Source organism: Novosphingobium sp. G106 (genome assembly GCF_019075875.1).
Lineage (GTDB): Bacteria > Pseudomonadota > Alphaproteobacteria > Sphingomonadales > Sphingomonadaceae > Novosphingobium.
Genome location: NZ_JAHOOZ010000001.1, coordinates 791,139 through 815,197, shown reverse-complemented (window position 1 = coordinate 815,197; position 24,059 = coordinate 791,139). Strand labels below are relative to the sequence as shown.

Annotated in this window: 27 protein-coding genes, 1 tRNA gene and 2 pseudogenes; 14 read left to right on the top strand and 16 right to left on the bottom strand. The window is 66.5% G+C overall.

What is annotated here, in order from left to right; translation table 11 throughout:
• Window positions 1-54 precede the first annotated feature (54 nt).
• The 3 genes from cofH to cofE are packed head-to-tail and all read right to left on the bottom strand — an operon-like array spanning window position 55 to window position 4,136.
• Window positions 55-2,379, bottom strand: a complete 2,325-nt coding sequence (gene cofH / locus KRR38_RS03835) for a 5-amino-6-(D-ribitylamino)uracil--L-tyrosine 4-hydroxyphenyl transferase CofH (RefSeq protein WP_217398780.1) — start codon at window positions 2,377-2,379, stop codon at window positions 55-57.
• A 6-nt stretch (window positions 2,380-2,385) separates the two neighbouring features.
• Entirely contained in the window at window positions 2,386-3,330 is a 945-nt protein-coding gene (gene cofD / locus KRR38_RS03830) for a 2-phospho-L-lactate transferase (RefSeq protein ID WP_217398778.1), read from the bottom strand.
• Window positions 3,327-4,136: a coenzyme F420-0:L-glutamate ligase gene (cofE, locus tag KRR38_RS03825; protein ID WP_309140970.1), complete on the bottom strand. Its 810-nt coding sequence runs from the start codon at window positions 4,134-4,136 to the stop codon at window positions 3,327-3,329. The genes cofD and cofE overlap by 4 nt, the downstream gene beginning before the upstream one ends.
• A gap of 97 nt (window positions 4,137-4,233) precedes the next feature.
• Between cofE and npdG the strand changes: the two genes are divergently transcribed.
• The 7 genes from npdG to KRR38_RS03790 are packed head-to-tail and all read left to right on the top strand — an operon-like array spanning window position 4,234 to window position 10,752.
• Window positions 4,234-4,887 (top strand): NADPH-dependent F420 reductase, encoded by a 654-nt coding sequence (gene npdG, locus KRR38_RS03820; RefSeq protein WP_217398776.1) that lies wholly within the window; start codon window positions 4,234-4,236, stop codon window positions 4,885-4,887.
• A gap of 1 nt (window position 4,888) precedes the next feature.
• A complete protein-coding gene (gene cofC, locus KRR38_RS03815) occupies window positions 4,889-5,467 on the top strand; it encodes a 2-phospho-L-lactate guanylyltransferase (RefSeq protein WP_217398774.1) in 579 nt (192 codons plus the stop codon).
• A 25-nt stretch (window positions 5,468-5,492) separates the two neighbouring features.
• Window positions 5,493-6,350, top strand: a complete 858-nt coding sequence (locus KRR38_RS03810) for an SDR family NAD(P)-dependent oxidoreductase (RefSeq protein WP_217398772.1) — start codon at window positions 5,493-5,495, stop codon at window positions 6,348-6,350.
• A gap of 28 nt (window positions 6,351-6,378) precedes the next feature.
• Window positions 6,379-7,299, top strand: a complete 921-nt coding sequence (locus KRR38_RS03805; protein ID WP_217398770.1) for an LLM class F420-dependent oxidoreductase — start codon at window positions 6,379-6,381, stop codon at window positions 7,297-7,299.
• Window positions 7,300-7,324: 25 nt separating this feature from the next.
• Window positions 7,325-8,599 carry an MFS transporter gene (locus tag KRR38_RS03800; RefSeq protein WP_217398768.1) on the top strand — a complete coding sequence of 425 codons (1,275 nt, stop codon included), beginning with the start codon at window positions 7,325-7,327 and terminating at the stop codon, window positions 8,597-8,599.
• 37 nt (window positions 8,600-8,636) lie between these two features.
• The gene (locus KRR38_RS03795; RefSeq protein ID WP_217398766.1) at window positions 8,637-9,935 is read left to right on the top strand and encodes an MFS transporter; all 1,299 of its coding nucleotides are present in this window, start codon (window positions 8,637-8,639) and stop codon (window positions 9,933-9,935) included.
• Window positions 9,936-9,945: 10 nt separating this feature from the next.
• On the top strand, window positions 9,946-10,752 hold the full coding sequence (locus KRR38_RS03790) for a sugar phosphate isomerase/epimerase (protein WP_217398764.1): 807 nt from the start codon (window positions 9,946-9,948) through the stop codon (window positions 10,750-10,752).
• Between the two features lie 6 nt (window positions 10,753-10,758).
• On the opposite strand, the gene thiE is transcribed toward KRR38_RS03790, so the two are convergent.
• Window positions 10,759-11,406, bottom strand: a complete 648-nt coding sequence (thiE, locus tag KRR38_RS03785; protein WP_217398762.1) for a thiamine phosphate synthase — start codon at window positions 11,404-11,406, stop codon at window positions 10,759-10,761.
• A gap of 38 nt (window positions 11,407-11,444) precedes the next feature.
• A complete protein-coding gene (locus KRR38_RS03780) occupies window positions 11,445-12,110 on the bottom strand; it encodes an O-methyltransferase (protein WP_217398760.1) in 666 nt (221 codons plus the stop codon).
• Between the two features lie 3 nt (window positions 12,111-12,113).
• Between KRR38_RS03780 and KRR38_RS03775 the strand changes: the two genes are divergently transcribed.
• Window positions 12,114-12,581, top strand: a complete 468-nt coding sequence (locus KRR38_RS03775) for a hypothetical protein (protein WP_217398758.1) — start codon at window positions 12,114-12,116, stop codon at window positions 12,579-12,581.
• 32 nt (window positions 12,582-12,613) lie between these two features.
• Here KRR38_RS03775 and KRR38_RS03770 read toward each other — a convergent pair whose 3' ends face one another.
• The 3 genes from KRR38_RS03770 to KRR38_RS03760 all read right to left on the bottom strand — a co-directional run bounded on the left by KRR38_RS03770 (window position 12,614) and on the right by KRR38_RS03760 (window position 14,799).
• The gene (locus KRR38_RS03770) at window positions 12,614-13,525 is read right to left on the bottom strand and encodes a fructose bisphosphate aldolase (RefSeq protein ID WP_217398757.1); all 912 of its coding nucleotides are present in this window, start codon (window positions 13,523-13,525) and stop codon (window positions 12,614-12,616) included.
• An 87-nt stretch (window positions 13,526-13,612) separates the two neighbouring features.
• Entirely contained in the window at window positions 13,613-13,945 is a 333-nt protein-coding gene (locus KRR38_RS03765; RefSeq protein ID WP_217398756.1) for a hypothetical protein, read from the bottom strand.
• Window positions 13,918-14,799: an MFS transporter gene (locus KRR38_RS03760; RefSeq protein ID WP_217398754.1), complete on the bottom strand. Its 882-nt coding sequence runs from the start codon at window positions 14,797-14,799 to the stop codon at window positions 13,918-13,920. The genes KRR38_RS03765 and KRR38_RS03760 overlap by 28 nt, the downstream gene beginning before the upstream one ends.
• Window positions 14,800-14,944: 145 nt before the next feature.
• Here KRR38_RS03760 and KRR38_RS03755 point away from each other — a divergent pair, with 145 nt between their 5' ends.
• Window positions 14,945-15,484, top strand: coding sequence for a TlpA disulfide reductase family protein (locus KRR38_RS03755; RefSeq protein WP_217398752.1), 540 nt, complete (start codon window positions 14,945-14,947; stop codon window positions 15,482-15,484).
• On the opposite strand, the gene KRR38_RS03750 is transcribed toward KRR38_RS03755, so the two are convergent.
• From KRR38_RS03750 to tkt, 4 genes and pseudogenes are all read right to left on the bottom strand, one after another.
• The gene (locus KRR38_RS03750; RefSeq protein WP_217398750.1) at window positions 15,475-16,674 is read right to left on the bottom strand and encodes a phosphoglycerate kinase; all 1,200 of its coding nucleotides are present in this window, start codon (window positions 16,672-16,674) and stop codon (window positions 15,475-15,477) included. The genes KRR38_RS03755 and KRR38_RS03750 overlap by 10 nt on opposite strands.
• Window positions 16,671-17,147 (bottom strand): MOSC domain-containing protein, encoded by a 477-nt coding sequence (locus tag KRR38_RS03745; protein WP_217398748.1) that lies wholly within the window; start codon window positions 17,145-17,147, stop codon window positions 16,671-16,673. The genes KRR38_RS03750 and KRR38_RS03745 overlap by 4 nt, the downstream gene beginning before the upstream one ends.
• Window positions 17,148-17,155: 8 nt before the next feature.
• Entirely contained in the window at window positions 17,156-18,163 is a 1,008-nt protein-coding gene (gene gap / locus KRR38_RS03740; RefSeq protein ID WP_217398746.1) for a type I glyceraldehyde-3-phosphate dehydrogenase, read from the bottom strand.
• A gap of 22 nt (window positions 18,164-18,185) precedes the next feature.
• Window positions 18,186-20,154 (bottom strand): annotated as a pseudogene (gene tkt / locus KRR38_RS03735) (transketolase).
• 190 nt (window positions 20,155-20,344) lie between these two features.
• Here tkt and KRR38_RS03730 point away from each other — a divergent pair.
• From KRR38_RS03730 to KRR38_RS03715, 4 genes are all read left to right on the top strand, one after another.
• Window positions 20,345-20,530 (top strand): hypothetical protein, encoded by a 186-nt coding sequence (locus KRR38_RS03730; RefSeq protein ID WP_217398744.1) that lies wholly within the window; start codon window positions 20,345-20,347, stop codon window positions 20,528-20,530.
• Window positions 20,527-20,832 (top strand): cell division protein ZapA, encoded by a 306-nt coding sequence (locus tag KRR38_RS03725; RefSeq protein WP_217398742.1) that lies wholly within the window; start codon window positions 20,527-20,529, stop codon window positions 20,830-20,832. The genes KRR38_RS03730 and KRR38_RS03725 overlap by 4 nt, the downstream gene beginning before the upstream one ends.
• Before the next feature lie 346 nt (window positions 20,833-21,178).
• Window positions 21,179-21,754, top strand: a complete 576-nt coding sequence (locus KRR38_RS03720; protein WP_309140969.1) for a 5-formyltetrahydrofolate cyclo-ligase — start codon at window positions 21,179-21,181, stop codon at window positions 21,752-21,754.
• Window positions 21,754-22,014 (top strand): DUF2842 domain-containing protein, encoded by a 261-nt coding sequence (locus KRR38_RS03715; protein WP_217398739.1) that lies wholly within the window; start codon window positions 21,754-21,756, stop codon window positions 22,012-22,014. The genes KRR38_RS03720 and KRR38_RS03715 overlap by 1 nt, the downstream gene beginning before the upstream one ends.
• 65 nt (window positions 22,015-22,079) lie before the next feature.
• Here the strand turns inward: KRR38_RS03715 and KRR38_RS03710 are convergent.
• Window positions 22,080-22,156 (bottom strand) — tRNA-Asp (locus tag KRR38_RS03710).
• 219 nt (window positions 22,157-22,375) lie between these two features.
• On the opposite strand from KRR38_RS03710, the gene KRR38_RS03705 reads away from it, so the two are divergent.
• Window positions 22,376-22,822 carry a hypothetical protein gene (locus tag KRR38_RS03705; protein ID WP_309140968.1) on the top strand — a complete coding sequence of 149 codons (447 nt, stop codon included), beginning with the start codon at window positions 22,376-22,378 and terminating at the stop codon, window positions 22,820-22,822.
• On the opposite strand, the gene KRR38_RS36975 is transcribed toward KRR38_RS03705, so the two are convergent.
• The 3 genes and pseudogenes from KRR38_RS36975 to KRR38_RS03695 all read right to left on the bottom strand — a co-directional run bounded on the left by KRR38_RS36975 (window position 22,801) and on the right by KRR38_RS03695 (window position 24,058).
• Entirely contained in the window at window positions 22,801-22,929 is a 129-nt protein-coding gene (locus KRR38_RS36975; RefSeq protein ID WP_256449396.1) for a hypothetical protein, read from the bottom strand. The two genes, KRR38_RS03705 and KRR38_RS36975, sit on opposite strands and share 22 nt — an antisense overlap.
• Window positions 22,929-23,435 (bottom strand): annotated as a pseudogene (locus KRR38_RS03700) (HAD family hydrolase); the annotation flags it as partial. The gene KRR38_RS36975 and the pseudogene KRR38_RS03700, both read right to left, overlap by 1 nt.
• 44 nt (window positions 23,436-23,479) lie before the next feature.
• The gene (locus tag KRR38_RS03695) at window positions 23,480-24,058 is read right to left on the bottom strand and encodes a YdeI/OmpD-associated family protein (protein WP_217398735.1); all 579 of its coding nucleotides are present in this window, start codon (window positions 24,056-24,058) and stop codon (window positions 23,480-23,482) included.
• Window position 24,059: the final 1 nt, after the last annotated feature.

Here is a 24,059-nt window from a genome sequence, read left to right as displayed (position 1 = left end):
GAGCTTAGCTGGACCCCTGCCTTCGCAGGGGTGACGGTTGAGAGAAGATCGCGCCTAAGCGATCTCCGGCTCCGCCTCGTCCAGCATCTTGTAAAGCGTCGTGCGCCGCTTGAGCGGCCGCCCGGCCGAAGCCGCGGCGTGGAACAGTTCGTCGACGCTGAGCTCCTGCCCGTGGCTGGCGCCCGCCGCGCGGCTAATGCTTTCGTTCATCAGCACGCCGCCGAGGTCGTTCGCACCGGCCGCGAGCACCGCCGCGGCGCCATCGACGCCGAGCTTGACCCACGAGCACTGGATCGAGTCGATCTGCCCGTAGAGCGCGAGCCGCGCCACCGCGTGCATCATCAGCGCCTCGCGCCAGGACGGACCCTTGCGGCTCTGCCCGCGCCGGTACATCGGCGCTTCCATGTGAACGAGCGGCAGCGGCACGAATTCAGTGATGCCGCCGGTTTCCTCCTGAAGCCGCCGCAGGGCGAGCAAGTGGTGCGCCCAGTGCTCGGTCCGCTCGAGGTGGCCGTACATGATCGTCGAGGTCGTCGGCAGGCCGACCAGGTGGGCGTCGCGCACCACGCCGAGCCATTCGGCCGTGGTCAGCTTGTCGGGGCAGATCTGCGCGCGGATGTCGTCGTGGAGTATCTCGGCGGCGGTGCCGGGCAGTGAGCCCAGCCCCTCGTCCTTGAGCCGCTTCAGGTAGTCGCTAACCGAAACACCCAGCGTCTTCGCACCCTGCGACACTTCAAGCGGCGAGAAGGCATGGACGTGGAGATCCGGGCAGGCGTCCTTCACCGCGCGGACGATGCTCGCATAGGTGTCGCCCGTGTAGGTCGGATGGATGCCGCCCTGCAGGCAGACCTCGGTCGCGCCCTTGGCTACGGCCTCGCGCGCACGGTCGGCGATCTCGCCGAGGTCGAGGTTGTAGGGCTTGTCGCGGAAACCGCCCTTGGAGCTGGTCTTCGAGAAGGCGCAGAAGCTGCACGAATGGGTACAGATGTTGGTGTAGTTGATGTTGCGGTTGATGACATAGGTCACCGTCTCGCCCTTGGCCTCGCGGCGCAGCGTGTCAGCCGCTTCGACCACGGCCTGGGCTTGGGCGCCGCGCGTGGCGAACAGCGCGACGATGTCTTCGACCGACAGCTCGTTGCCACCGGCGGCACGATCGAGGATGCGGTGCAGCGCCGGCGTGGTCGGGCCCTCATAACGACGGCCGAGCGGCAGCGCAGGCGTAGCGGGCGCGTGATCGGAAACGCCGGGGCTCCAGCGGCTGTCGCGGCCGAGGCCCTCGGCGTCGGACAGCTTGAGCACGGCCGGACGCAGCTTGGCGTCGATCCACGAGAGATCATCGGTGGCGACGAAGCGTGGATAGACGGTCAGACGCTCGACCAATGGCAGGCCTTCGCGCGCGCAGATCGCTTCCATCCGCTCGATCTCGGGCCAGGGCGCCTCGGGGTTCACATGGTCGCGCGTGACGGGCGAGATGCCGCCCCAGTCGTCGATGCCCGCGCCGATCAGCTCGACCAGTCGCTCGTCGTTGAGATTGGGCGGTGCCTGGACCGAGACTTCGTCTGGCAGGATGATCCGCGCGGCGGCGATCACGCGCAGGAAATCAGCCTCGGTCGCCTCGGGCGCTTCGGCCATCTTTGTGCCGGGCTTGGGGCAGAAGTTCTGGACGATGATTTCCTGGAGGTGGCCGTGGGCCAGATGCACGTCGCGCAGCGCGATCAGCGACTCGATGCGCTCCTCAGGCGTCTCGCCGATGCCGATCAGGATGCCCGAAGTCATCGGCACCCGCGCGCGGCCAGCGGCTTTGAGCGAGGCCAAGCGCACGGCCGGCACCTTGTCGGGCGAGCCGTAATGCGCCCCGCCTTTTTCGAGGATCTTGGTCGAAGTGCTTTCCAGCATCAGCCCGCACGAGGCCGCGACCGGACGCAGCATCAGGTAGTCGGCCTCTTCGAGCACGCCCGCGTTGACGTGCGGCAGCAGGCCGGTCTCTTTGAGCACCAGCTCGGCGCAGTGGCGGACATAGTCGATCGTGCGGCTGAAACCGCGCTCGGCCAGCCAGTCGCGCGCGGCGGCGTAGCGGCGCTCGGGAGCATCGCCGAGCGTGAACAGCGCTTCCTTGCAGCCCTCGGCAGCACCGGCGCGGGCGATGTCGAGCACTTCCTCGGGCGTCAGGTAGGGCGCGTGAACCTGCGAGGGCGTGGTCGCGAAAGTGCAGTAGTGGCAGACGTCGGTGCAGAGCCGTGTCAGCGGAATGAAGACCTTCGGGGAGTAGGTCATCCGGGCCGGACCGCGCGCATCGCGGCGCGCGCAGGCTTCGGCGAGGACATCTTCCAGAGGCGAAGTCAGGAGGCGTGTAATCAGCTCACGGTCAGCAAGTGCCATGTCATCCTATCCAAGTCGGGCAGCTGACAGTGCTACGCGCGCGAGCCGCTCCCGTTCAGCAGCTCCGTACATGACTGTTCCCGTTACCGTTGCGCAAATTCCCATGGCGCGCAAGCCCTCAGCGTCAGCGGCGTCGGCCTCGTCGATTATCAGATGGTCGAGCAGGCCGGCATAGTGCTCCGCAATGGCACGGTTGCTATTCTCGCGGCCGAGCTCCCCGAGCAGCTTGCCCAGCGGTCCCTTGAGCGACTGGCCGCCAACCAGCGGAGACACCGCGACGAAAAGTACGTCGCGTGCCGCCAGCGCGTCGCGCACCCCGTCGACCGCAAGGATCGGATCGACGCTGAGGAAAGGATTTGACGGGCAGAGGATCACCGCGGCGAGATCGTCGCGCCCCAGCGCCTCGGCCAGCCCCGGAGACATCGCCGCGCCCGGCGTGCCCTCGAAGCGGATCGCCCTGGCAGCCGGGCGGCATTGCTCGCGGACGAAATAGTGCTGGAAGTCGAGCCAGCCGTCCCCGGTCTCGACCTGGGTGCGCACTGGTGCGTCGCTCATCGGCACGACCCTGTGGGCAATGCCCAGCGCGGAAGTCAGCCGCGCGGTGATCTCGGACAGGCTTTCGCCCGCGCGCAGCCGCCACGAGCGGGCGATATGCATCGCCATGTCGCGGTCGCCGAGGTTGAACCACGTCGCCTCACCGAGCGCGCCGAGCCGCTCCATAGTCCGCCACGACTCGTCGACGATACCCCAGCCGCGCTCGGTGTCGTTGAGCCCGGCGAGTGCATAGGTCACCGAGTCGATGTCCGGACAGACGGTGAGCCCGAGATGCTCGAAGTCGTCGCCGGTATTGACCGCGATCGTCAATTGCTCGGGCGGCAGCACCGCGGCGAGGCCCGCCGCAAGCTTCGCGCCACCGACGCCTCCGGAAAGCGCAAGTACATGACCACTCATCGAAACATATCCTGTTCTACCGGGCGCAGGCCCGCGACCATTCCCGGCCCGTCGTCGTCCGAAACCCAGCGGCTGACGCCGCGCACTAAGGTCGCGGGGACGCCCTCGGCGCCCTCACCCATGACCAGCACCGCCGCGCCCGCGACGGCATCGGCCACCGCGATCATCGTCGCCTGCAATGTCCGCCCATAGAGGTCCTGGTCCACGCCGCGCCGGTCATCGACGACGCAGAGCCCGGCGCAGCCGATCGCTGTGCCCACCGTGCCGATCCGCCAGGCGCGGCCCATCGAGTCGGCTATGACCACGGCCGGGCGCCGGCCGGTGAGCACGAACAGTTCGGCACGGATCGCTCGCGCGCTGGCGTCCGGGTCGATAGGCCAGAGCAGGACCTTGTCGTCCTCGCCGCCCTCGACATTGCCGCCCTCGACGTTGGAAGCATCTATCCCGGCATTGGCCAGGACGTGCCCGGTCCGATGCCGCGCGATGATTGCAGCGGGGTGCGCGCGCAGGATCTCGCTCGACTGGTCGAGGATCAGTTGCACCGCCTGCGGCTCGCGCGCCGTCTCGCCGGCCAGCCGCACCGCCTCGTCGCCTGGCGTAACGTCGCGCAGCCTTGCGGTCCTTCCCTCGGCCTTCGAGACGATTTTCTGCGCCACGACCACGACGTCGCCGTCGCCCAGCGCGACGTCCGCACGCTGCATCGCTGCTGCGATTTCGCGCGCGACCGAACTTCCGGTAGTGAACAGAGGCATGCCATGCAAAGGCGTGACGGTTAGCGCGCGGGACATCTCGTTCTGTTCGCTCACAGGAAAAATCTTTCGCAATTTCGCTTTTATGGCTTGGCGTACCCAGCCGCTATCGGCATGAGCCCGTGCAAGCAACGACAGAATCCGGAGAGTTCATATGGCATCCATCGCAGTCATCGGCGGCACGGGCCACCTCGGCAAGGGCATTGCCCGCCGTCTGGCCAAAGCCGGACACGATGTCACCATCGGTAGCCGCGCGGCGGAGAAGGCTGAAGGCATCGCCGCCGAAATGGGCCTGGGCACCAAGGGCGCGTCGAATGACGACGCCGCGGTCGGCAAGGACGTAGTGATCGTCACCGTCCCCTACGAGAACCAGGAAGCCACGCTAAAGCAGATCAAGGACAAGGTCGGCTCGGCGATCGTCGTCGACACGACGGTGCCGCTGGTGCCGCCCAAGGTCATGCGCGTCCAGCTTCCCGCCGCAGGCAGCGCCGCCGCCGAAGCGCGCGAGCACCTGGGACCCGATATCCGCTTCGTCACGGCGTTTCACAATGTCGCCGCGCATATCCTTGATACGGATGCCAAAGTTGATTGCGACGTTCTGGTGTTCAGCGACGACGTCGAAGCGCGCAACACCGTCGTCGGTCTGGTGAACGACATGGACCTGCGCGGGCTTTCTGGCGGCGCGCTGGTCAATTCGGCCGCGGCCGAAGCGATCACCTCGCTGCTGATCTACATGAACAAGACCTACAAGGCCGACGGCGCGGGCATCCGCTTCACCGGACTGACCGCAGCCCCCGCGATCCCATAAGATGACCGTCTGGGCCGTCATACCGCTGAGGGCCACGCCGGACAGCAAGAGCCGGCTCGCCGGGGTGCTCGACGCCCCGGCGCGCGCGGCACTGGTCGATGCGATGCTGGAACGGGTGGTAGACGCGGCATGCGGCGCGCGCAACGTCTCGCGGGTCTGCCTGATGGGCACGTCGCGGACGGCGCTGCCTGGCGATGTCGCGGTGCTGAGCGATCCGGGCGGCGGGCTCAATGCCGCGGCCGCCTCGGCCCTCGCCCAGGCGGAAGCGAGCCGCCTCATCGTAATCCACGCCGACCTGCCACTGGTCACCGCGCAGGACATCGAACTGCTGGCCGCAGCGCCCGCCGGAACGATCGCGATTGCACCGGACCGCCACGGCACCGGGACCAATGCGATTTCCTTGCCGCTGCCGGCAGCAAAGGGCTTTTCATTCGCCTTCGGGACTGACAGCTTTGCACGGCACAAGGCCGAAGCCGATCGGATCGGCCTGAGGCTCGAGGAAATTCACAGTCAAGGCCTCGCGCGGGATGTCGATGAGCCTGACGATCTGATCGATGCGGCGGCGCTGCTGAAAGAGTAGGCCGCCAGGAAGAGGAAGCTGGGAAATGGATGCAAGCGCGATAGATCTGACCGGACAGGTGGCACTCGTCACCGGCGGCGGCGGCGGCATCGGCCGCGCGATCGCGCTGTGCATGGCCGACATGGGTGCCAACGTGGCGGTGATCGACAACATTCCCGAGCGCTGCGACGAAGTAGCCGCGCGAGTCCGCGAGCGCGGCCGCGAAGTGCTGACCTTCCCCTACAACGTCATGGAAGCCGACAAGGTCGCCGAAGCAGTGACCTCGACGGGCGAGCGCTTCGGCCGGCTCGATATTCTGGTCAACAATGCCGGGGGCGTCACCCGGCGGGCGTTCAAGGACCTGCTGGAAAAGAACTGGCGGCGCCACATCGACCTCAACCTGGTCAGCAACCTGGCCGCCACTTCCGCCGCAATCCCGATCATGATCGAGGGCGGCCGCGGCGGCTCGATCATCAACGTGTCGAGCATCGAAGGCTCGCGCGCGGCGCCGGGCTATGCCGTTTATGCCGCCTGCAAGGCCGGCATCAACAACCTCACCCGCACCCTGGCGGTTGAGCTTGCCGAACACGGCATCCGCGTCAACACGATCGCCCCGGACATCACCGTCACGCCGGGCATCCGCGGCAACTTCACGGGTCCGGTCGACGAGAGCAAATGGTACAAGCCCGGCCCCAGCGCCGAAGCCTCGGTCCGCGCCCGCGTGCCGCAGGGCCGCGCCGGCATCGACGAGGAATGCGGCATGGCTGCGGTGTTCCTCGCCTCGAAGATGGCGAGCTATGTCACCGGAACGATCCTGCCCGTCGACGGCGGCTCCTGGGCCTCGAGCGGCTGGGTGCGCGACTCCAAGGACAACTGGATCCTTCCGCCCGAAGTCACCGACTGATTTTTTATTGCTATCAGGATATTGTTAAATGACCTTCACACTCAGCGTCACCCTTCCATTCGACCACATCCAGCACGGCGACGAGTTCATCTCGATGGCCGCGGTCAAGGAATGCTCGCAGGCAGCCGAAGCCGCGGGCTTCTATTCGGGCACGGTCACCGACCACCCGGTGCCGTCCTACCGCTGGCTCGATAACGGCGGGCACTATGCGCAGGATCCCTTCGTCATGCTGTCGATGGTCGCGGCCTGCACAACCAAGCTCATGCTGCAGACCAACATCGTCGTGCTGCCCTACCGCAACCCGTTCATCACCGCGCGCGCCGTGTCGTCGCTCGATGCCTTCTCGAACGGCCGCGTCCTGCTCGGCCTCGGCGCGGGTTACCTGAAGCCCGAATACAAGGCGCTTGGCGTCGACTTCGATAGCCGCAACGACCTGATGGACGAATACATGCGTGCGATGAAGCTGGCCTGGACCGGGGAGGACTTCTCGTTCGAAGGCACCGGCTACACCGCCGTCGGCAACCGCGTGCTGCCTACGCCCGTGCAGAAGCCGCACCCGCCGCTGCTGGTCGGCGGCAATTCCAAGCGCGCGCTGCGCCGCACGGTCGAGCTCGGCGATGCCTGGCATCCGTTCATCGTCCCCAAGATGGTGACCGACACCGCGCGCACCGCCAATATCTCGGGCGACGAGGACATCATCGCCGCGATCGAATACATGGCCGAGCACTGCGAGAAGGTCGGCCGCAAGACGCCGCCGTCGGTGATCGCCTCGAGCACTTTCGCGATGACGCCGGGCTGGAGCGCCCAGGAAGCGATCGATTCCTACGCGCATCTCAAGTCGATCGGCGTCGCCGCCTCGGGCACCAGCATCCCGGCCACCACGCGCAGCGAATGGTGCGACATGGCGCAGGAGTTCGGTGAGAAAGTGATCAGCAAGATCGATTTCTAAGCCGGAAGGGAGACGATACCCCGCGATGAGCCAAACCGAACGGACCGCGCTCCAGGAATGGAAGGCGCACTGGCCGCTGGTCATCGCGGGGATGATCGGTTTTTCGTTCTATTCGATGGTCACCTATTCGCTCGGCACCTTCATGGAGCCGCTCGAACAGGCCTTCGGCTGGACCCGCGCCCAGATCTCGCTGGGCCTGACCATCTTCGGGCTTTCCGCGACGTTCGCAGGACCGGTGATGGGTGCGGTGATCGACCGGTTCGGGTCTCGGCGCATGGCGCTGTTCGGGCTGATCCTGTCGGGCGCGACTTTCGCCTGCCTCAGCCTGGCGACCGGTTCGATCACGCAATGGGTCGTGCTGTGGATCGTCTTCTCGCTCTGTTCGGTCATGATCAAGTCGACCGTGTGGAGCGCCGGCACGTCGAGCGTCTTCACTGCCAGCCGCGGCCTCGCGCTCGCCGCCGTGCTCACCGGCTCGGCGCTGGGCCAGGCCTTTGCGCCGCTGGTGGCCAATGCGCTGATCCAGACCCAGGGCTGGCGCGCCGCCTATGTCTGGATCGGCTTTGGCTGGGCCGGCCTCGGAGCCGTTCTGGTGGCGCTGATGTTCTATGACGCCCATGCTTTGGGCCAGCGCAGGACCAATGCTGCCGGTGAGGTGACCCGTCTGCCCGGTCTGACCATCGGCGAAGCCTGCCGCAATTCGCGGGTCATCCGCATCGCGGTGGCCAATCTACTGATGTCCTTCGTCGGCGCGGGCATCACCGTGCACCTCGTTCCACTGATCGCGCAGACTGGCGTGGGCAAGACCGAGGCGGCGGAAATCGCGGCCTTTGCGGGATTCGGCGGGATTGCCGGCAAGTTCCTTTCGGGCTGGCTGCTCGACCGCGTCCAGGGTAGCGTGGTCCCCTTCAGCAGCTTCGCGGTCGGTGCCATCGGCTATTTCCTGCTGATCGATCTGTTCCACACGCCGATCGCCCTGCTCGCGGGCACTCTGTGCCTCGGCTATTCCGCCGGCGCCGGCTTGCAGGTGAGCACCTACCTGATCTCGCGCTATGCCGGACTGCGCAACTTCGGGGTGATCTTCGGCGTCATCGCCAGTTCGATGATGCTCGGCTCGTCTTTCGGCCCGCTGATCGCCGGCGCGATCCACGATGCCACCGGTTCCTACGCCGCGCTGTTGTGGACGGCGATGCCGGTCATGCTGCTCTGCTCGCTGATGTTCGTCGGGCTCGGCCCCTATCCCACTTTCGCCAGGCCCGATGAGGCCATTGCAGGGAGCCAGCTCGCCCCGGCGGAGTGACCGGCCGGGCTATAAAAAGAAAATTCGAGGAGAGACAATGCCGACGAATGCAAATCCAGGCAGTGTACCCGCCTCGCAGGAGTGGCGTCGTTACTGGTTGCTGGTCATTGCCGGCATGTTCGGCATGTCGGTGGGCACGCTGCCGACGGCCACGCTGGGACTGTTCATGCAGCCGCTCGGAGACGAATTCGGCTGGAGCCGGACCGAGATATCGATCGGCCTGACCATTTTCGCGCTGGTCTCGATGCCGCTGGCGCCTTTCGCCGGCATCCTGGTCGATCGCTTCGGCGCACGGCGCGTGGCACTCCCCGGCCTGCTGCTCAGTGGCACCTGCTTCGCCGCCTTCGGCCTCATGAGCGGGCCGTACTACCAGTGGGTGCTGATCTGGGTCGCCTATACCCTCGCCTCGCTGCTCACGCGCACGCTGGTATGGGGCAGCTCGATCTCCGCCGCCTTTAGCAGCGGGCGCGGCCTCGCGCTCGCGGTGATGCTCTGCGGCAGCGCGATCGCGACGGCTCTGGGTCCGACGGTCGCGCGGCTGCTGATCGAGACCTGGGGCTGGCGCGGTGGTTATGTCGGGCTCGGCATCGGCTGGGCCGGCCTGGCGCTGACTCTGGCGATGCTGTTCTTCCACGACGTCACCGGACCCGTCGCCCGCGCCAGAACCGCGGCCGCCAACGAGGCGCCGAAAGAGCTTCCCGGCGGCCTGACGCTTCGCGAGGCGGTAAGGACGACGGTCATGCAGCGGATCGCGCTGGCCATGTTCCTCCAGGCGCTGATGGGCGCATCGATCATGGTCCACATCGTGCCGATGCTGACGGCCGATGGTCTTACGGCGGCCGAGGCGACGACGATCGCCGCAGTGCTCGGCATCGCCTCGATCACCGGGAAGCTCGTGACCGGCGGACTGATCGACCGCATTCCGGGCAGCCTCCTGCCAATGATCGCCTATAGCGGGCCTGGAGTTGCCTATGCGCTGCTGCTCCAGGCCCAAGGTTCGATGGCGGCTCTGGCTTTCGCCGTATTCGTCCTCGGCTATTGCTCGGGCGCTTCAATGCAACTCGGCACCTACCTCACCACGCGGTATGCCGGCCTGCGCAATTTCGGTGCGATCTTCGGCATCATCTCCAGCCTGATGGCCGCCGGTGCCGGCGTCGGGCCGGTAATAGCCGGATGGATCTTCGACACGACCGGCGGTTATTCGCTGCTGCTTACGGCGGGCATTCCGGTGGCCGTGGTCGCGGCACTGGCGGTTTTCCGGCTAGGGCCCTATCCGGTCTTCGCTCCAGTTACGCCGGAAGCGCCGCTGAGCGAGAAACCCATGCCGGCGATCTAAGGAGAAAGACGTGGATCGCCTCGGACTCGAATTCATTTCCACGCTCGGCATGAACCCGGTGGATGCGATCCGCCTGACCGCAGAGCTCGGCGTGCACCGCACGGGCATCGCGCCCAGCCCGATCACCGCCAACCCGCACGGCTTCGCGCCCTGGGACCTGCGCAGCGACCCGGCGCTGGTCCGTGCGACCAAGGCTGCGGCGCAGGAGCACGGCGTCGCCATCGCGCTCGGCGAAGGCTTCCTCGTCATGCCCGGGATCGAGATCGTCGATACAGAGTCGGCGATGGACATCATGGCCGAACTCGGCGCACCGGTGGTCAATGCCGTCGTGATCGAGCAGGACCGCCAGCGCGCCATAGACGAATTCGGCCGTTTCGCGGCCATGGCGGCCGAGCGCGCGCTCGTCGCGACGATCGAATTCATGCCGCTGATGTGGCCCGCGACGATTGCCGAAGCCCTCGCCTTCCTGGGTGACGTCGGCGCGATCAACGGCAAGCTGCTGCTCGATTCGATGCACGTCTATCGCTCGGGCGCCAGCACCACCGACGTCGCGGCGATCTACCCCGCGATGATCGGCTATATCCAGATCTGCGACGTGCCGATGCCGGCTCTGACCGACAACTACGGCGAGGAAGCGCGTCACGACCGCCTCGTCCCGGGCGAAGGCGACCTGCCGCTCGCCGACTTCCTGGGCGCCTTGCCCGCTGGCCTCACCGTCGGCCTGGAAGTGCCGATGGTGTCGAAAGCCCAGGCCGGCATCAACCTGCGCGATGCCCTGGCGCCGTGCATCGCGGCGTCCCGGCGACTATTAAGCTAACCGGCGTTAGCCACGCAGCGGCTTCATCGCCTTGTAGAATGCCTGCACGGCCGCAGCCTCGTCTCCGTTCCATACCGCGCCCGACACCGCGAGGAAGTCGGCGCCAGCGTGGACCAGCGGGCCGCAGTTATCGGGCGTGATGCCGCCGATGGCGACGCAGGGCAGCTCGAACACCGCCTGCCACCAGGTCAGGATCTCGAGGTCGGCGACATGCTCGGTAACCTTGGTCGTGGTCGGGAAGAAGGCGCCGAAAGCGACGTAGTCCGCCCCAGCCTCGCCGGCTTCCATCGCGAGATGGCGGTTGGCGTGGCAGGTGACGCCGATCTGCGCATCGCGACCGAGCCGCTCGCGCGCATCGGCAACCTCGCCGTCCGACTGGCCGAGATGGACCCCGTCGGCGCCCAGCCGCTTGGCCAGACTGATCGAATCGTTGACGATGAACGCGACCTCGCGGTCGGCGCAGATCCGCTGGAGCGGTTCGGCCAGTGCCGCGGCGGCATGCTCGTCGATACCCTTCACGCGGAACTGGAACGCCGCCACCGGCGCCGCATCCAGCGCGCGCACCAGCCGGTCGGGAAAGGCCCTCCCGACTTCGAGCGGCGAGATCAAATAGAGCTGGCAGGCAGGGCGTTTTTCGTCGGCGGGTTCGATCATCCGGCGCTCATCGCGCCGCTGCGCCGTTTGCGCAAGACCTAGCCCTTCACCAGCGCCAGCATGAACCCGTCCCAACCCTTCGAGCCGACGGTCTGTACCGCTGTGCAATCGAGCCGCGCCTCGCCGTGGAGGTAGTCGTAGAGCCGCCGGGTGCCCTGGACCATGGCGTCGCCGCTGCCCGCGTCGATCACCTTGCCGTCGCGGATCACGTTGTCGACGATGATCGCGCTGCCCGGCCGCGTCAGGTCGAGCGCGGCGCGGACGTAGTCGGCATTGCTCTGCTTGTCGGCGTCGATGAAGACGAGGTCGAAAGCCGCCTCGCCGCCGGCGATCATCGCTTTCAGGCTGTCGATCGCCGGCCCGACGCGGATATCGACGATGCCGCCGACGCCCGCCGCGTCGATGTTGCCGCGCGCTACTTCGGCATGGTGCGGATCGATCTCCAGCGTCACGACCTTCCCGCTTTCACCGAGCGCGCGGGCGAAGCAAATCGTCGAATAGCCGCCGAGCGTACCGACTTCGAGCACACGCCGCGCGCCGAGCATCCGCGCGAACAGGTGCAGCATCTTGCCCTGCGCCGCCGAAACGTCGATCGGCGGAAGCCCACCCGCGGCATTGGCCTGCAGCGCCGCGGACAGCGCGGGATCGGGGCCGAGCAGTCGCTCGGAAATATAGTCGTCAACCGCTTGCCAGGACTCGGCCATTTCATGTCTCCGCATTCGAATGGCGACCGCCGTTCGGAAACGGTTCAGGGCCGCAGCGGCAATCTGCCCGCGATGAAGACTGCCGCAATCCTGCTCGTGCCGATAGCCCTTACTGCCACGCTGGCGAGCGCCGCGCCGCCACCGCGCACCGTCACGGCCCGAATCGGCGAGACCGTCCACGTCCATGGCGTCCGGCTGCGACCGATCGAAGTGCTGGAGGACAGTCGTTGCCCGCAGAACGTGAGCTGCGTCTGGGCCGGCCGGGTGCGGCTATCGGTGCGGCTGGGCGGCGCGAGTGGCCAGACACGCGAAATGGTGCTGGGCAAGCCGATCCCGATGCCCGGCGGCACGCTGCAACTCGCCGCGGTCCTGCCGCCGCGCGGCGTGCAGAACCGCCCGATCCCGCCGAGCGCCTATCGCTTCGGATTCATCTTCCAGAGCGACGGCCGGATCGAGCTGATCGGCGAATAGCGGTCCTCCCCAGGGAGGCGGACCGCGGGAAATCAGGCGCTGACGGCCGCGCCGACCTTCTGGGTCGAACCCTTGAAGATCTCGTCGATCGCGCCGCCCAGCGAGGCGTTGAACTCGGCGTCGCTCATCTGCGCGCGCAGGTCTTCGAGCAGCGCACGGCTGAAGCTGGCGATGATGCCGCGGTTCTTGGCCAGCTCGGCGCAGGCCTCGGGACGCTGATAGCCGCCCGACAGCGCGACGACGCGCAGCACGCGCGGGTGGTCGACCAGCTGATCGTAGAGGCCCGGCTGGACCGGCAGCGACAGCTTCAGCATGACCTTGGCGTCGCCCGGCATGGCCGAGAGCTGCTTGGCCAGCTCGTCGAGTAGGATCGCGTCGCATTCGGCCCTGGACGGGCTCTTGATGTTGATCTCGGGCTCGAGCATCGGCACCAGGCCGCCAGCGAGCACCTGCAGGCCGACTTCGATCTGCTGCTTGACGATCGCCGCGATGCCCTCGCGGTTAGCCGAATTGATCACCGAGCGTTCCTTGGTGCCATAGACGCCGAGCGCCTTCGACTTGGCTAGCAGCGCGTCGAGCTCGGGCATCGGCTTCATCAGCTGGACGCCGTTGACTTCGTCCTCGAGGCCCTTGTCGATCTTGATGAACGGGATAATGCCTTTGGCGATCAGCGCCGCGGGAACCGGCTTGCCGCCGGCCATACCGTCCATCGTCCGCTCGAACAGGATAGCGCCGAGCACCTTCTCGCCGGTGAAGACGGGCGAGGTGATGATGCGGCTGCGCATCTGGTGGATCAGGCCGAACATCTCCTCTTCGGAGTTCCAGGCGCCTTCCTCGATGCCATAGCCCTTGAGCGCCTTCGGGGTGGAACCGCCCGACTGGTCCAGCGCGGCGATAAAGCCCTGGCCGGCGGCGATCTTGGCGGTCATTTCGGAAGTGTTCATCGTCAGTGAATCCTGTCTAGCCGTATTAACCGAGCCCTTAAACTCGCGCCCGCGATCCCGCAATGCCGGTAACCAAATGTTCCGCGCTCATTCCGCGGGCACGAAAGCGCGGCGGAAGCACAGCACGACGAGCACGGCAAACAGGCCGATCAGCGCGATCCCGACGACCGCCGCGGTCGGACCGAACCGGGCGAGAACCGGCTCGAGCGCCAACTGCGCGACTAGGGGACCGCCATAGAAGGTCGCCCGCACGAGGCCCATCATCCGCGGCCGGTAGATCGGCGGCGTCGCCGCGGCGCAGGCCGAGAACAGGTGCGGCATGAGCAGGCCCAGCCCGGCGCCATTGATCGCGAATCCGAAGAAGACCAGCGCACGGTCGCTGACCGCGGCGATCACCAGGACGCCGACGGAGAACAGCACCAGCCCCGCCGCGAAGAGCGGAATCGTCGCAAGAAAGCGCCTGACCCAACCGTACCCGAACGAGGCGGTGCTCGCGACCGCCCCCCTGCCATCAGCAGGGGTGCGAGCTGTTCCGGCCGTCCCTGCCCGATCGTGACGAGGTGATAGGGGATATACATGAATCCGGTCGTCCCCAGCGCGCCGATCAGCATGGCAACCAGCATCAGCCGCCACGGGATGGGATAGCCCACCGCCGCTTCGGCCGCGGCAGCGGCGCGGGCCGCCTTGTCGCGCTTCGGGAAAGTCAGCGCAGCCGCCAGCGCGATCGGCCAGGCGACGAGATAGAGCAGGAATACGTAACGCCAGTCATAATGCGCGATCACGCCCACTAGGCCCATCAGGAGGACCGCGCCCACCGTGCCCGAGACAACGTAGAAACCCAGCCAGCGATCGCGCGCGCCCGGCGCGATCTCGGTAGTGATCAGCGCCATGGCGAGACCGCCCGCGGCCGAATTGGCCATGCCGAGCAGCAGCCGGCAGGCGACCATGGCGTAAAGATCGTCGAGCATAAAGGCAGCCGCGCCGGTCAGGCCATAGAGCGCCAGGCTGATCAGCAGCAGCCGCAACTCGCCGATCCGCTCGGCCAGGAATCCGCTGGCCAATGCCCCAAGGATCATCGCTGCGCTGAGGCCCGACACCATCAGCCGGACGAGCACGCCGGCGTCGGGATTCGCGGCGAAATGGGCGCTGATCTGCGGCAGGATCGGCCCCAGCGCGCTCTGCGCCAAGCCGCTGAGCGGGCCCATGCAGGTCAGGGCAAGGCAGGCGCCCAGCGGCAGGTAGGCACCGCTGGTTGCGGCCTTTTCGGAAGGCATGCGCAATTCCTCACCCACGCGGGACTTGATGCCCGTCGATTGACGGGCACGGTGAACTAGCCGAGCGGCCGGAACAAGCCCCAGGGTCTCGATTGACGCGCCTGGTCGGCGATGCCACATCCCGTGCCGAGGGCAAAGGATCGGCATGATAAGCACCTTTCGGTCATTTTCGCTGGCGACTGCGCTGGCGCTGTTAGTCTGCATGCCGGCCGAAGCGCGCCAGCCGAAGATCGGCCAGCCCGCGCCCGACGTCACGCTCTCGCTCGTCAATGGCCAGAAAGTGCGCCTCAGCGAGCTTCGCGGCGAAGTGGTCGTGATCAATTTCTGGGCGACATGGTGCGTGCCGTGCCGCGCGGAGCTGCCGACGCTCGACGCCTATTACGCGATCCAGAAGCGGCGCGGCCTGCGCGTCTTCGCCGCGACGACCGAGGATTCGATCCCGGAACGCTATCTGCACAACCTGTTCGGCCACATGACGATCGAGCCGGTGCACCGGGTGAACGGTCCCTATGGTCCGCTCGGCGGAGTCCCGACCAATTTCGTGATCGATCGCGCCGGCGTGGTCCGCTACGCGGCGGCGGGCGCCTTCGATCTCGACAAGCTCAACGAAGTGCTCGTGCCGCTGCTGCGCGAATCACGGCCGGCCGCGCCAGCGCAGCTAACGATGAACGTCCCTCAGCGCTGAAGCGCAGCCACACCGGGCAGTTCACGACCTTCCATCCATTCTAGGAAAGCGCCCCCAGCGGTTGAAATATAGCTGAAATCATTGGCCACGCCGGCGTGATGCAGCGCCGCCACGGTGTCACCGCCGCCGGCGACCGAGGTCAGCACGCCCTCGCGGGTCAGCGCCGCGGCGGTCTTGGCGAGCGCGACGGTCGCCGCGTCGAACGGCACCGTCTCGAAAGCGCCCATCGGGCCGTTCCAGACCAGGGTGCGGCAGGTCTTGAGCACGTCGGCCAGCGCCTCGACCGCGGTCGGACCGACGTCGAGGATCATCTCGTCGGCGGCGACTTCGTGGACGTTGCAGGTGCGCAGGCTCGGCGGATTGGCGGCGAATTCCTTCGACACCACGACCTCGTAGGGCAGATGGACCGTGCAATTCGCCTTGTCGGCTGCTTCCATGATCTCTTCGGCCGTGCCGGTCAGGTCGTGTTCGCAAAGCGACTTGCCGACATCGACGCCGCGCGCGGCGAGGAAGGTGTTGGCCATGCCGCCGCCGATGATCAGGTGATCGACCTGGCCGACAAGGTGCTTGAGCACGTCGAGCTTCGACGAGACCTTGGCCCCACCGACCACGGCCGCGACCGGCCGAACCGGCTTGCCGAGCGCCTTCTCCAGCGCCTCGAGCTCGGCCTGCATCGAGCGGCCGGCATAGGCGGGAAGGACATGCGCCAGGCCCTCGGTCGTGGCATGCGCGCGATGCGCGGCCGAGAAGGCGTCGTTGACGTAGAAATCGGCGTTGGCGGCGATCGCCTTGGCCAGTTCGGGATCGTTCTTCTCTTCGCCCTGCCAGAAGCGGGTGTTCTCCAGAATGGCGATGTCACCCGCGCGCAGGATACCGATCGACTGTTTGACAACGTCGCCAGCCACTTCGGGTACGAACATCACCTCGCGCCCGAAGACATCCTGCACCGCGCCGACGACCATCGACAGCGATTGGGTCGACGAGCGCTCACCCTTGGGCCGGCCGAAATGAGCGAGCAGCAGGACCTTGGCGCCCTTGTCGGCGAGTTCGAGCACGGTCGGCATCGCCGCGCGGATGCGGGTGTCGTCGGTGACCGCACCGTCCTGCATCGGCAGGTTCAGGTCGACGCGCACCAGCGCGACCTTACCGGTCACATCCCCGAGATCGTCGAGCGTCTTGAAAGCGGTCATTCCTCGATCCTCACTTCGTCGCCCACGGCGATCTCGCCGTCGGTCAGAACTCTTCCGCAGACGCCGCCGCGCCAGTCGGGCATCATCGCCGCCTTGAGCCCCGGCAGCAGGGCATCCATTCGCTCGCAGGGCTCGGTCTCGACCGTGGTCTCGATCCGCAAGGTCGCGCCAATGGCGATCACCTTGCCTGGTTCACGAGGCAGGCGAAGTCCTTCGACCAAGAGATTGGCACGGCGTGCAAACCACAATGGTCTGTCTTGCTCGGCGATCTGCAAATCATCGAGCGCTGCAGCCCAACATTCGGCCTCTAGCAGCGAGACCTGACGCTTTCGTGTCTTCTTGGTCGAAGCCACCGCGCCGCGGATGTCGCCATGGACACCCTCGGCCACGGTAACGGCGACGCGGCCGAGCGTCTCGATGGGTCCGTGCGGCCGATCGTGCCGCGCTATGCCCCCGAGACGCCCGACCGCCATCGCTTAGCTCACAGGAACTTGGCCATCACGCCCGCGGTGTCGAGCATGCGGTTCGAGAAGCCCCACTCGTTGTCGTACCACGACAGGACGCGAACCAGCTTGCCGTCGATCACCGCGGTTTCGAGGCTGTCGATGGTCGAGCTGTGCGCATCATGGTTGAAGTCGATTGAGACCAGCGGCTCGTCGGTGAAGCCGAGGATGCCCTTGAGTTCGCCCGCCGCGGCGTCCTTGAGCAGCTGGTTGACTTCTTCCTTCGTCGTGTCGCGCTTCGGCGTGAAGGTCAGGTCGACGACCGAGACGTTCGGGGTCGGGACGCGGATCGACGAACCGTCGAGCTTGCCCTTCAGTTCGGGCAGGACAAGGCCAACCGCGGCGGCGGCGCCGGTGCTGGTCGGGATCATCGACATCGCGGCGGCGCGGGCGCGGCGCGGATCGTCGTGGATCTGGTCGAGGATCTTCTGGTCGTTGGTGTAAGAGTGGATCGTCGTCATCAGGCCGCGCTCGATGCCGATCTTCTCGTGCAGGACCTTGGCCATCGGCGCGAGGCAGTTGGTGGTGCACGAGGCGTTCGAGACGATGACGTGCTCACCGGTGATCTTGTCGTCGTTGACGCCGAAGACGACGGTCAGGTCGACTTCCTTGGCCGGAGCCGAGATGAGTACCCGCTTGGCGCCCGCGTCGATGTGCTTCTGGCCACCCGCCTTGTTGGTGAAGAAGCCCGTGCATTCGAGGGCGATGTCGATGCCGTTGGCCTTGTGCGGCAGGTTGGCGGGATCGCGCTCGGCGGTCACCTGGATGCGCTTGCCGTTGATGATCAGATCGTTGCCGTCGACTTCGACCGTGCCGCTGAACGGACCGTGGACCGAATCGCGCTGGAACAGCCGGGCATTGGCCTTGGCATCGGCGAGATCGTTGATCGAGACCAACTCGAGATCATGGTCGGTACGCTCGAGAATGGCGCGTGCGACATTGCGCCCGATACGCCCGAAACCGTTGATCGCAACCTTCGTCGCCATATGAAAAACTCCTGCTAGGTTCTTAGTTCAGCTTTGCTTTGATCTGCGGAACGATCGCTTCGACGGAGAAGCCGAAATGCGGGAACAGCACTTCGGCGGGAGCCGAGGCACCGAACGTGTCGATGCCGATCGTCACACCGTCGGAACCGACGATGCGTTCCCAGCCGAGCGTCACGCCCGCCTCGATCGATACCTTCAAGACATCCCCCGGAAGCAGCGTCTTCTTATAGTCCGCATCCTGCGCCAGGTAGCGCGACATGGATGGCATGGACACGACGTCCGCTCCGATACCCTCGGCTTCCAGGGCCTCGCGCACCTTGACCGCCAGTTCGACTTCCGAGCCGGTGGCGACGATGATCGCCTTGCGCGGCGCCTCGGCGCCCTTCAACAGATAGGCGCCCTTGGCACTCAAACCAGCGGTCGTGCGCAATTGCGGCAGATTTTGCCGGCTCAGCGCCAGCACCGAAGGCCTCGTGCTATTCTGCAACGCAAGTTCCCAGCACTCGGCGGTCTCGATGATGTCGGCCGGACGGAAGACCTCGAGGTTCGGGATCATGCGCAGCGACATGACGTGCTCGACCGGCTGGTGCGTCGGGCCGTCCTCGCCAAGGCCGATGGAGTCGTGCGTCAGCACATAAACCACGCGGGCGTGCTGCAGCGCCGAGAGGCGGATGGCGTTGCGGCAATAGTCGGAGAACACTAGGAAAGTGCCGCCATAGGGGATAACGCCGCCGTGCAGCGCCATGCCGTTCATCGCCGCGGCCATGCCGAATTCGCGGATGCCCCAATAGACGTAGCGGCCCGCATAGTCCTCGGCGGTCAGCGGACCGGTGGCCTTGGCCTTGGTGTTGTTAGAGCCGGTGAGATCGGCCGAACCGCCGACCATCTCGGGGATCGCCGGGGTCAGGATCTCGAGCGCCATTTCGCTGGCCTTGCGCGTCGCCACCTTCTGCGACTGGCCGAGCCAGGCCTCGAAAGCCTTGCCGGCCTCGTCGCCCGAAGGCAGGTCACCGGCCATACGGCGCGAAAGTTCAGGACCCTGTGCGTTGCCCGCAAGGCGCTTTTCCCATCCGGCACGAGTCTCGGCACCCTTGGAGCCGAGCGAACGCCAGTCGGCCAGAATTTCGGCAGGCACTTCGAACGGCGCCGCGGTCCAGCCCAGATATTCGCGCGCCGCGGCGATTTCGGCGTCGCCGAGTGCCGCGCCGTGGACCGAATGGCTGCCCTGCTTGTTGGGCGCCCCCCTTGCCGATGATGGTACGGCACGCGACCAGAGACGGACGCCCGTCGGCGATCGCGGCGGCGATCGCACGCTCGATGTCGGCCATGTCATGGCCGTCGCAGGCTTCGGTATGCCAGCCGGCGGCGCGGTAGCGAGCGGGGATGTCCTCGCTGGTCGACAGCGAGGTGTCGCCGTCAATTGTGATGCGGTTGTCGTCCCAGAGCACGATCATGCGGCCGAGCTTCAGGTGCCCGGCGAGGCCGATCGCCTCGTGATTGATGCCTTCCATCAGGCAGCCGTCGCCGGCGATCACGAAAGTACGGTGATCGACGAGATCGTCGCCGAAAGTCGCGTTGAGATGGCGTTCGGCCAGCGCCATGCCCACGGCCATGGCCAGGCCCTGGCCCAGCGGGCCCGTCGTGCATTCGACGCCCGGTAGCAGGAAGTTCTCGGGGTGACCGGCGCAGGGGCTGGTGATCTGGCGGAAGTCGCGGATGTCCTGCATCGTCGGCTGGGCATAGCCGGTCAGGTGCAGCAGCGAGTAGATGAGCATCGAGCCGTGGCCGGCCGACAGCACGAAACGGTCGCGGTCGGGCCACTTGGGCGCGGCGGGATCGAACTTGAGGAACTTGGAATAGAGCACCGTCGCCACGTCGGCCATGCCCATGGGCATGCCGGGGTGACCGCTGTTGGCGGCCTGGACCGCATCCATCGACAGGGCGCGGATGGCATTGGCCATGGGGCCCAGGCGGGAAGGATCAAAGCTCATCTGGAAAAATGCTCCCGAAGGCGGCTGAAAGTGCCGATTCGATGGGGGCTTCCTTTAGGGTGAGGCGACGCCCCGTCAAGCACGCGGCCTCAACAACGAATGACGAATAGGTGACGCATTTGACGTCATGACGTCACCTCTATTGCGCACAAAGCTTTGCAGCGTCCTGATTTTGCGCTAGCATCATGCAATGGAAGGGGCATCCATCGAAAAAGCATTGGGACGTATTGAAGCAGCCTTGACCCGTATCGAGAACGCTGCCTCCCGCGAACCCCAGGCTGATCACGAACTCGCAGCCAGGCATGAACGCCTGCGCGTGGCGGTGACGCAATCGCTGCAGCAGCTCGATCAGCTGCTCGCGGGACAGGTTCCATGAGCAACGTCAAACTGGCGATCGGCGGGCGACACTTCACCGTCGCCTGCGCGGAGGGCGAGGAAGACCACGTCACCGGCCTGGGCGAGATGATCGCCTCGAAGATCGACGCGATGGGCGACATATCGAGCCAGAGCGAAACGCGCATGCTGCTGTTCGCCGCGCTGCTGCTCGCCGACGAACTGCACGATGCGACCGCGCGCTCGGGCGAAGCGCCCACCCCCAGCCTGCCGCGCGGCACTGCCCAGCGGCTCGAGACGATCGCCGACCGGCTGGAAAATCTCGCCAGCAGGCTTGAGGGTTAGGCCGCTAGGCCCTAGATAGACGGCGACGGGATCTGCCCGGCACGAGCCGCATGAAAATCCCTGAGGCTATAAGCAAATCCATGGGGGCTGTCCCTGGTTGGACCCTGGTCCGGCACAAATGGTCCCCACCTGACGTGAACGCGTCAGAGGATTTCCCGGCAACGACCCATGGTGGGCCCGTCACCCATTGTTCTCCGATGCAGCGATGCTGTATCGGCTGCGGCATCGGCCCGCTCCCCCACCCGGCCTCCCAGAGCATAGATTCTCGTCAGGAGGCCAGGTGAGGGAGCGGGCCGGTGCCGCAAGGCAGGGACGGATGTCCCGGCCGCACAAACGAGGAATCCACGTGGACGAGAAGCAGAAGCTGCGCACCCAGATGCGTGCCTTGCGCCGCAAGCATGTCGCAGCTCTGCCCGCGGCGACGCGTGCACTCCTGTTCCTGCGCCCGCCGACGCCGCTCGCCGCGCTGGCGCCCGAGCGGTCCACGGTCGGGCTCTATCACGCCAATCCCAACGAGGCGCCGACGCGCGGCTACGCGAAGTGGTTCTTCGAGAACTCGCGCCATGTCGCCCTGCCCCGCTTCGCCAGCCGCGGCGCGCCGATGGACTTTCGCATCTGGCGCGATCCCTATGAGGACAGCGATCTCGAACAGGGCCCCTATGGCCATCTCCAGCCCACCGCCGAGGCCGAGCCGGCCGCGCCGGGGCTCGTCATAGTGCCGCTGATCGCCTTCACCGCGGACGGCGGAAGACTCGGCCAGGGCGGCGGCCACTATGATCGCTGGCTGGAGAGCCATCCCGAGGTGATCCCGGTCGGCATGGCCTGGGACAACCAGCTGGTCGTTGCACTGCCGCTCGAGCCGCACGACCGGCACCTACGCGCCGTGGTCACGCCGACGCGGCTTTACGAAGGAGACGCCTGATGGCCTTCGGCACCAAGGGCGGCGGCAATCGCCGCGAGCCTACCTGGCGGATTCCCGTGGGCATCCTGGCACTGCTCGTCGGGCTGGGTATCTATGGCGCGGTCGTCGCCAGCGTGATCGCGCCGCTGATCGCGCCCTGGCCGTCGCTGGCCCAGGCGCCGCTCTATCTTGTGCTCGGCGTGGTCTGGCTGCTGCCGCTGCGCCGCTTCCTGATCTGGATGGAAACGGGCCGCTGGAGCCCGCCACCCCGCGACGTCTGACACGACATAGCGAGGCGCCTTGCAGAAGGCGCACTCAAGTCTTCGAATGTCTGGAAATTCCCAAGTGGCGCGAGTGACGGGGCTCGAACCCGCGACCTCCGGCGTGACAGGCCGGCACTCTAACCAACTGAGCTACACCCGCGCAGCCACTTGGGAGGCCGCGCACTAGGCCAGCGAACCGGGGCTGTCAACCGGGTCTCCGGGCGATTTTTTACAGAGCCGCGACAGGCCGGTTTTCGCTCGCAGAAGCAACGCAAACGCTGGGCAAACCCTGGGCAAAACATGGTGAGCGCGGCGTTAACCATTCCTTTGGACACCGCAGAGATACTGTTCCCCACAGTCCAACGGGGGGCAATCGACCGTGAAATTCTACATCTGGGCCGGCTACGCCATGACCGGCATCGCCATCAGCCTGACGTCGGCCGCCAGCGCGCAGCCGGCCATCGCCACCGACAGCGCCGTCTTCGTCGAGCGCATCGAGAACGGCAGTCAGCGCAGCCTCGAGCCGGCCAACCGGCTGAGCCGCGGCGACCGCGTCGTGACGATCGTCAACTGGTACCGCATGGGCGGCGATGGCGGCTTCACCATCACCAATCCCCTGCCCCGCGCGATTGCCTACCAGGGCTCGGCGCGCGACGACCAGGAAGTTTCGGTCGACGGCGGGCGCACCTGGGGCAAGCTCGGTACCTTGCGCATCGCGGGCCGCCTCGCCTCGCCCGAGGACGTCACCCACATGCGATGGCGTGTGCCCGCCGGCACCGCCGCGCGCGGCCAGGGCCGCATCGCTTACAGCGGCATCGTGCGCTGAGCGCCTAGCAGATCGAGCACCTCGTGCAGATCGCACGCTACGTGTAGGGCGAGCGCCGCGATCTCGTCCGTCGCGTGCAGCAGATCGGGCACCATGATCGTCATCATCCCCGCCGCCGCGGCCGATCGGACGCCGTTGTGCGAATCCTCCAGCGCCAGGCAGTCAATCGGCGCCACACGAAGCGCCTCGGCCGCCGCGAGATAGGGTGCCGGATGCGGCTTGCCATGTGCGTAATCGCCAGCGGCGAGGACGCGTCGAACCGGTGCGCCAGCCCGAACCGATCGAGATTGCGCTCGACGTTCTCCCGCGCCGATGACGTGGCAATGGCCCTCGGCAGATGCAGCTGGTCAATCCGGTCGAGCAGTTCGATGACACCGGGCTTCAGTGCCATGCGATGCTCGAGCACATGGAAATGATCGTGGCAGCACGCATGGAACGCCTCCGCCGGAAAATCCGCGCCGAAGTGATTGCGCATCCGTTCGAAGTTCCGATCAGCCGGCAGCCCGACCAGTCCCAGAAAGAAGGTGCGCGAGACATCGTGGCCAGCTTCGGCACCGGCCGCGCGCATGGCTTGGAAGAACAGCTCCTCTGTGTCGAACAGCAGCCCGTCCATGTCGAAGACAACGGCTTCCACCGCGCGCGGGAACACCATGACGGCTAACGCTCGTACTTCCAGTTGAGCCGCTTGCCTTCGCCCAGCCATTCCGCGGCCTGCGCGACTCGCTTGGCACGCGTCTCGGGCCGTTTGGCCCCGGTGATCCACTCCAGATATTCGTAGCGGTGCGACGGCGCGAGGCCATCGAAGAAGGCGCGCGCATCGGCCGGCAGGGCCGCGCCAAAGTCGTTCGGCATGGCGATCTCCGGCTTGGCCTTGGCTTCGCGCGGTTTCTTGACTCCATTCGCCAGCCGCGCGGCGGAGGCCTGGAGCGTTGCGGTCAGTTCGGTATCGGGCGGCAGGTCTTCGAGGCTGCGGATTTTGCCGTAGCCGCCCATGCCATCCTCATCCTTGGCGGAGACCCTGCCCTCCCCATGGAGCACGAGCGCAGCATGCGCCTTGAACGCGGCCAGCCCGGCGAGGTTCTTACCGCCCAGCATGAAGTGCGGCATGCCCCACTTGATCGTCTCGTCGAGCCCCGGCACCGCCGCGTGGATCAATCCGCGCAAATGCGTCAAGATCGGCTGGGCGAAAGGCGCGGCCTCGGCGATATAGGCGTCTATGCGCGGATCGGTCGTCATC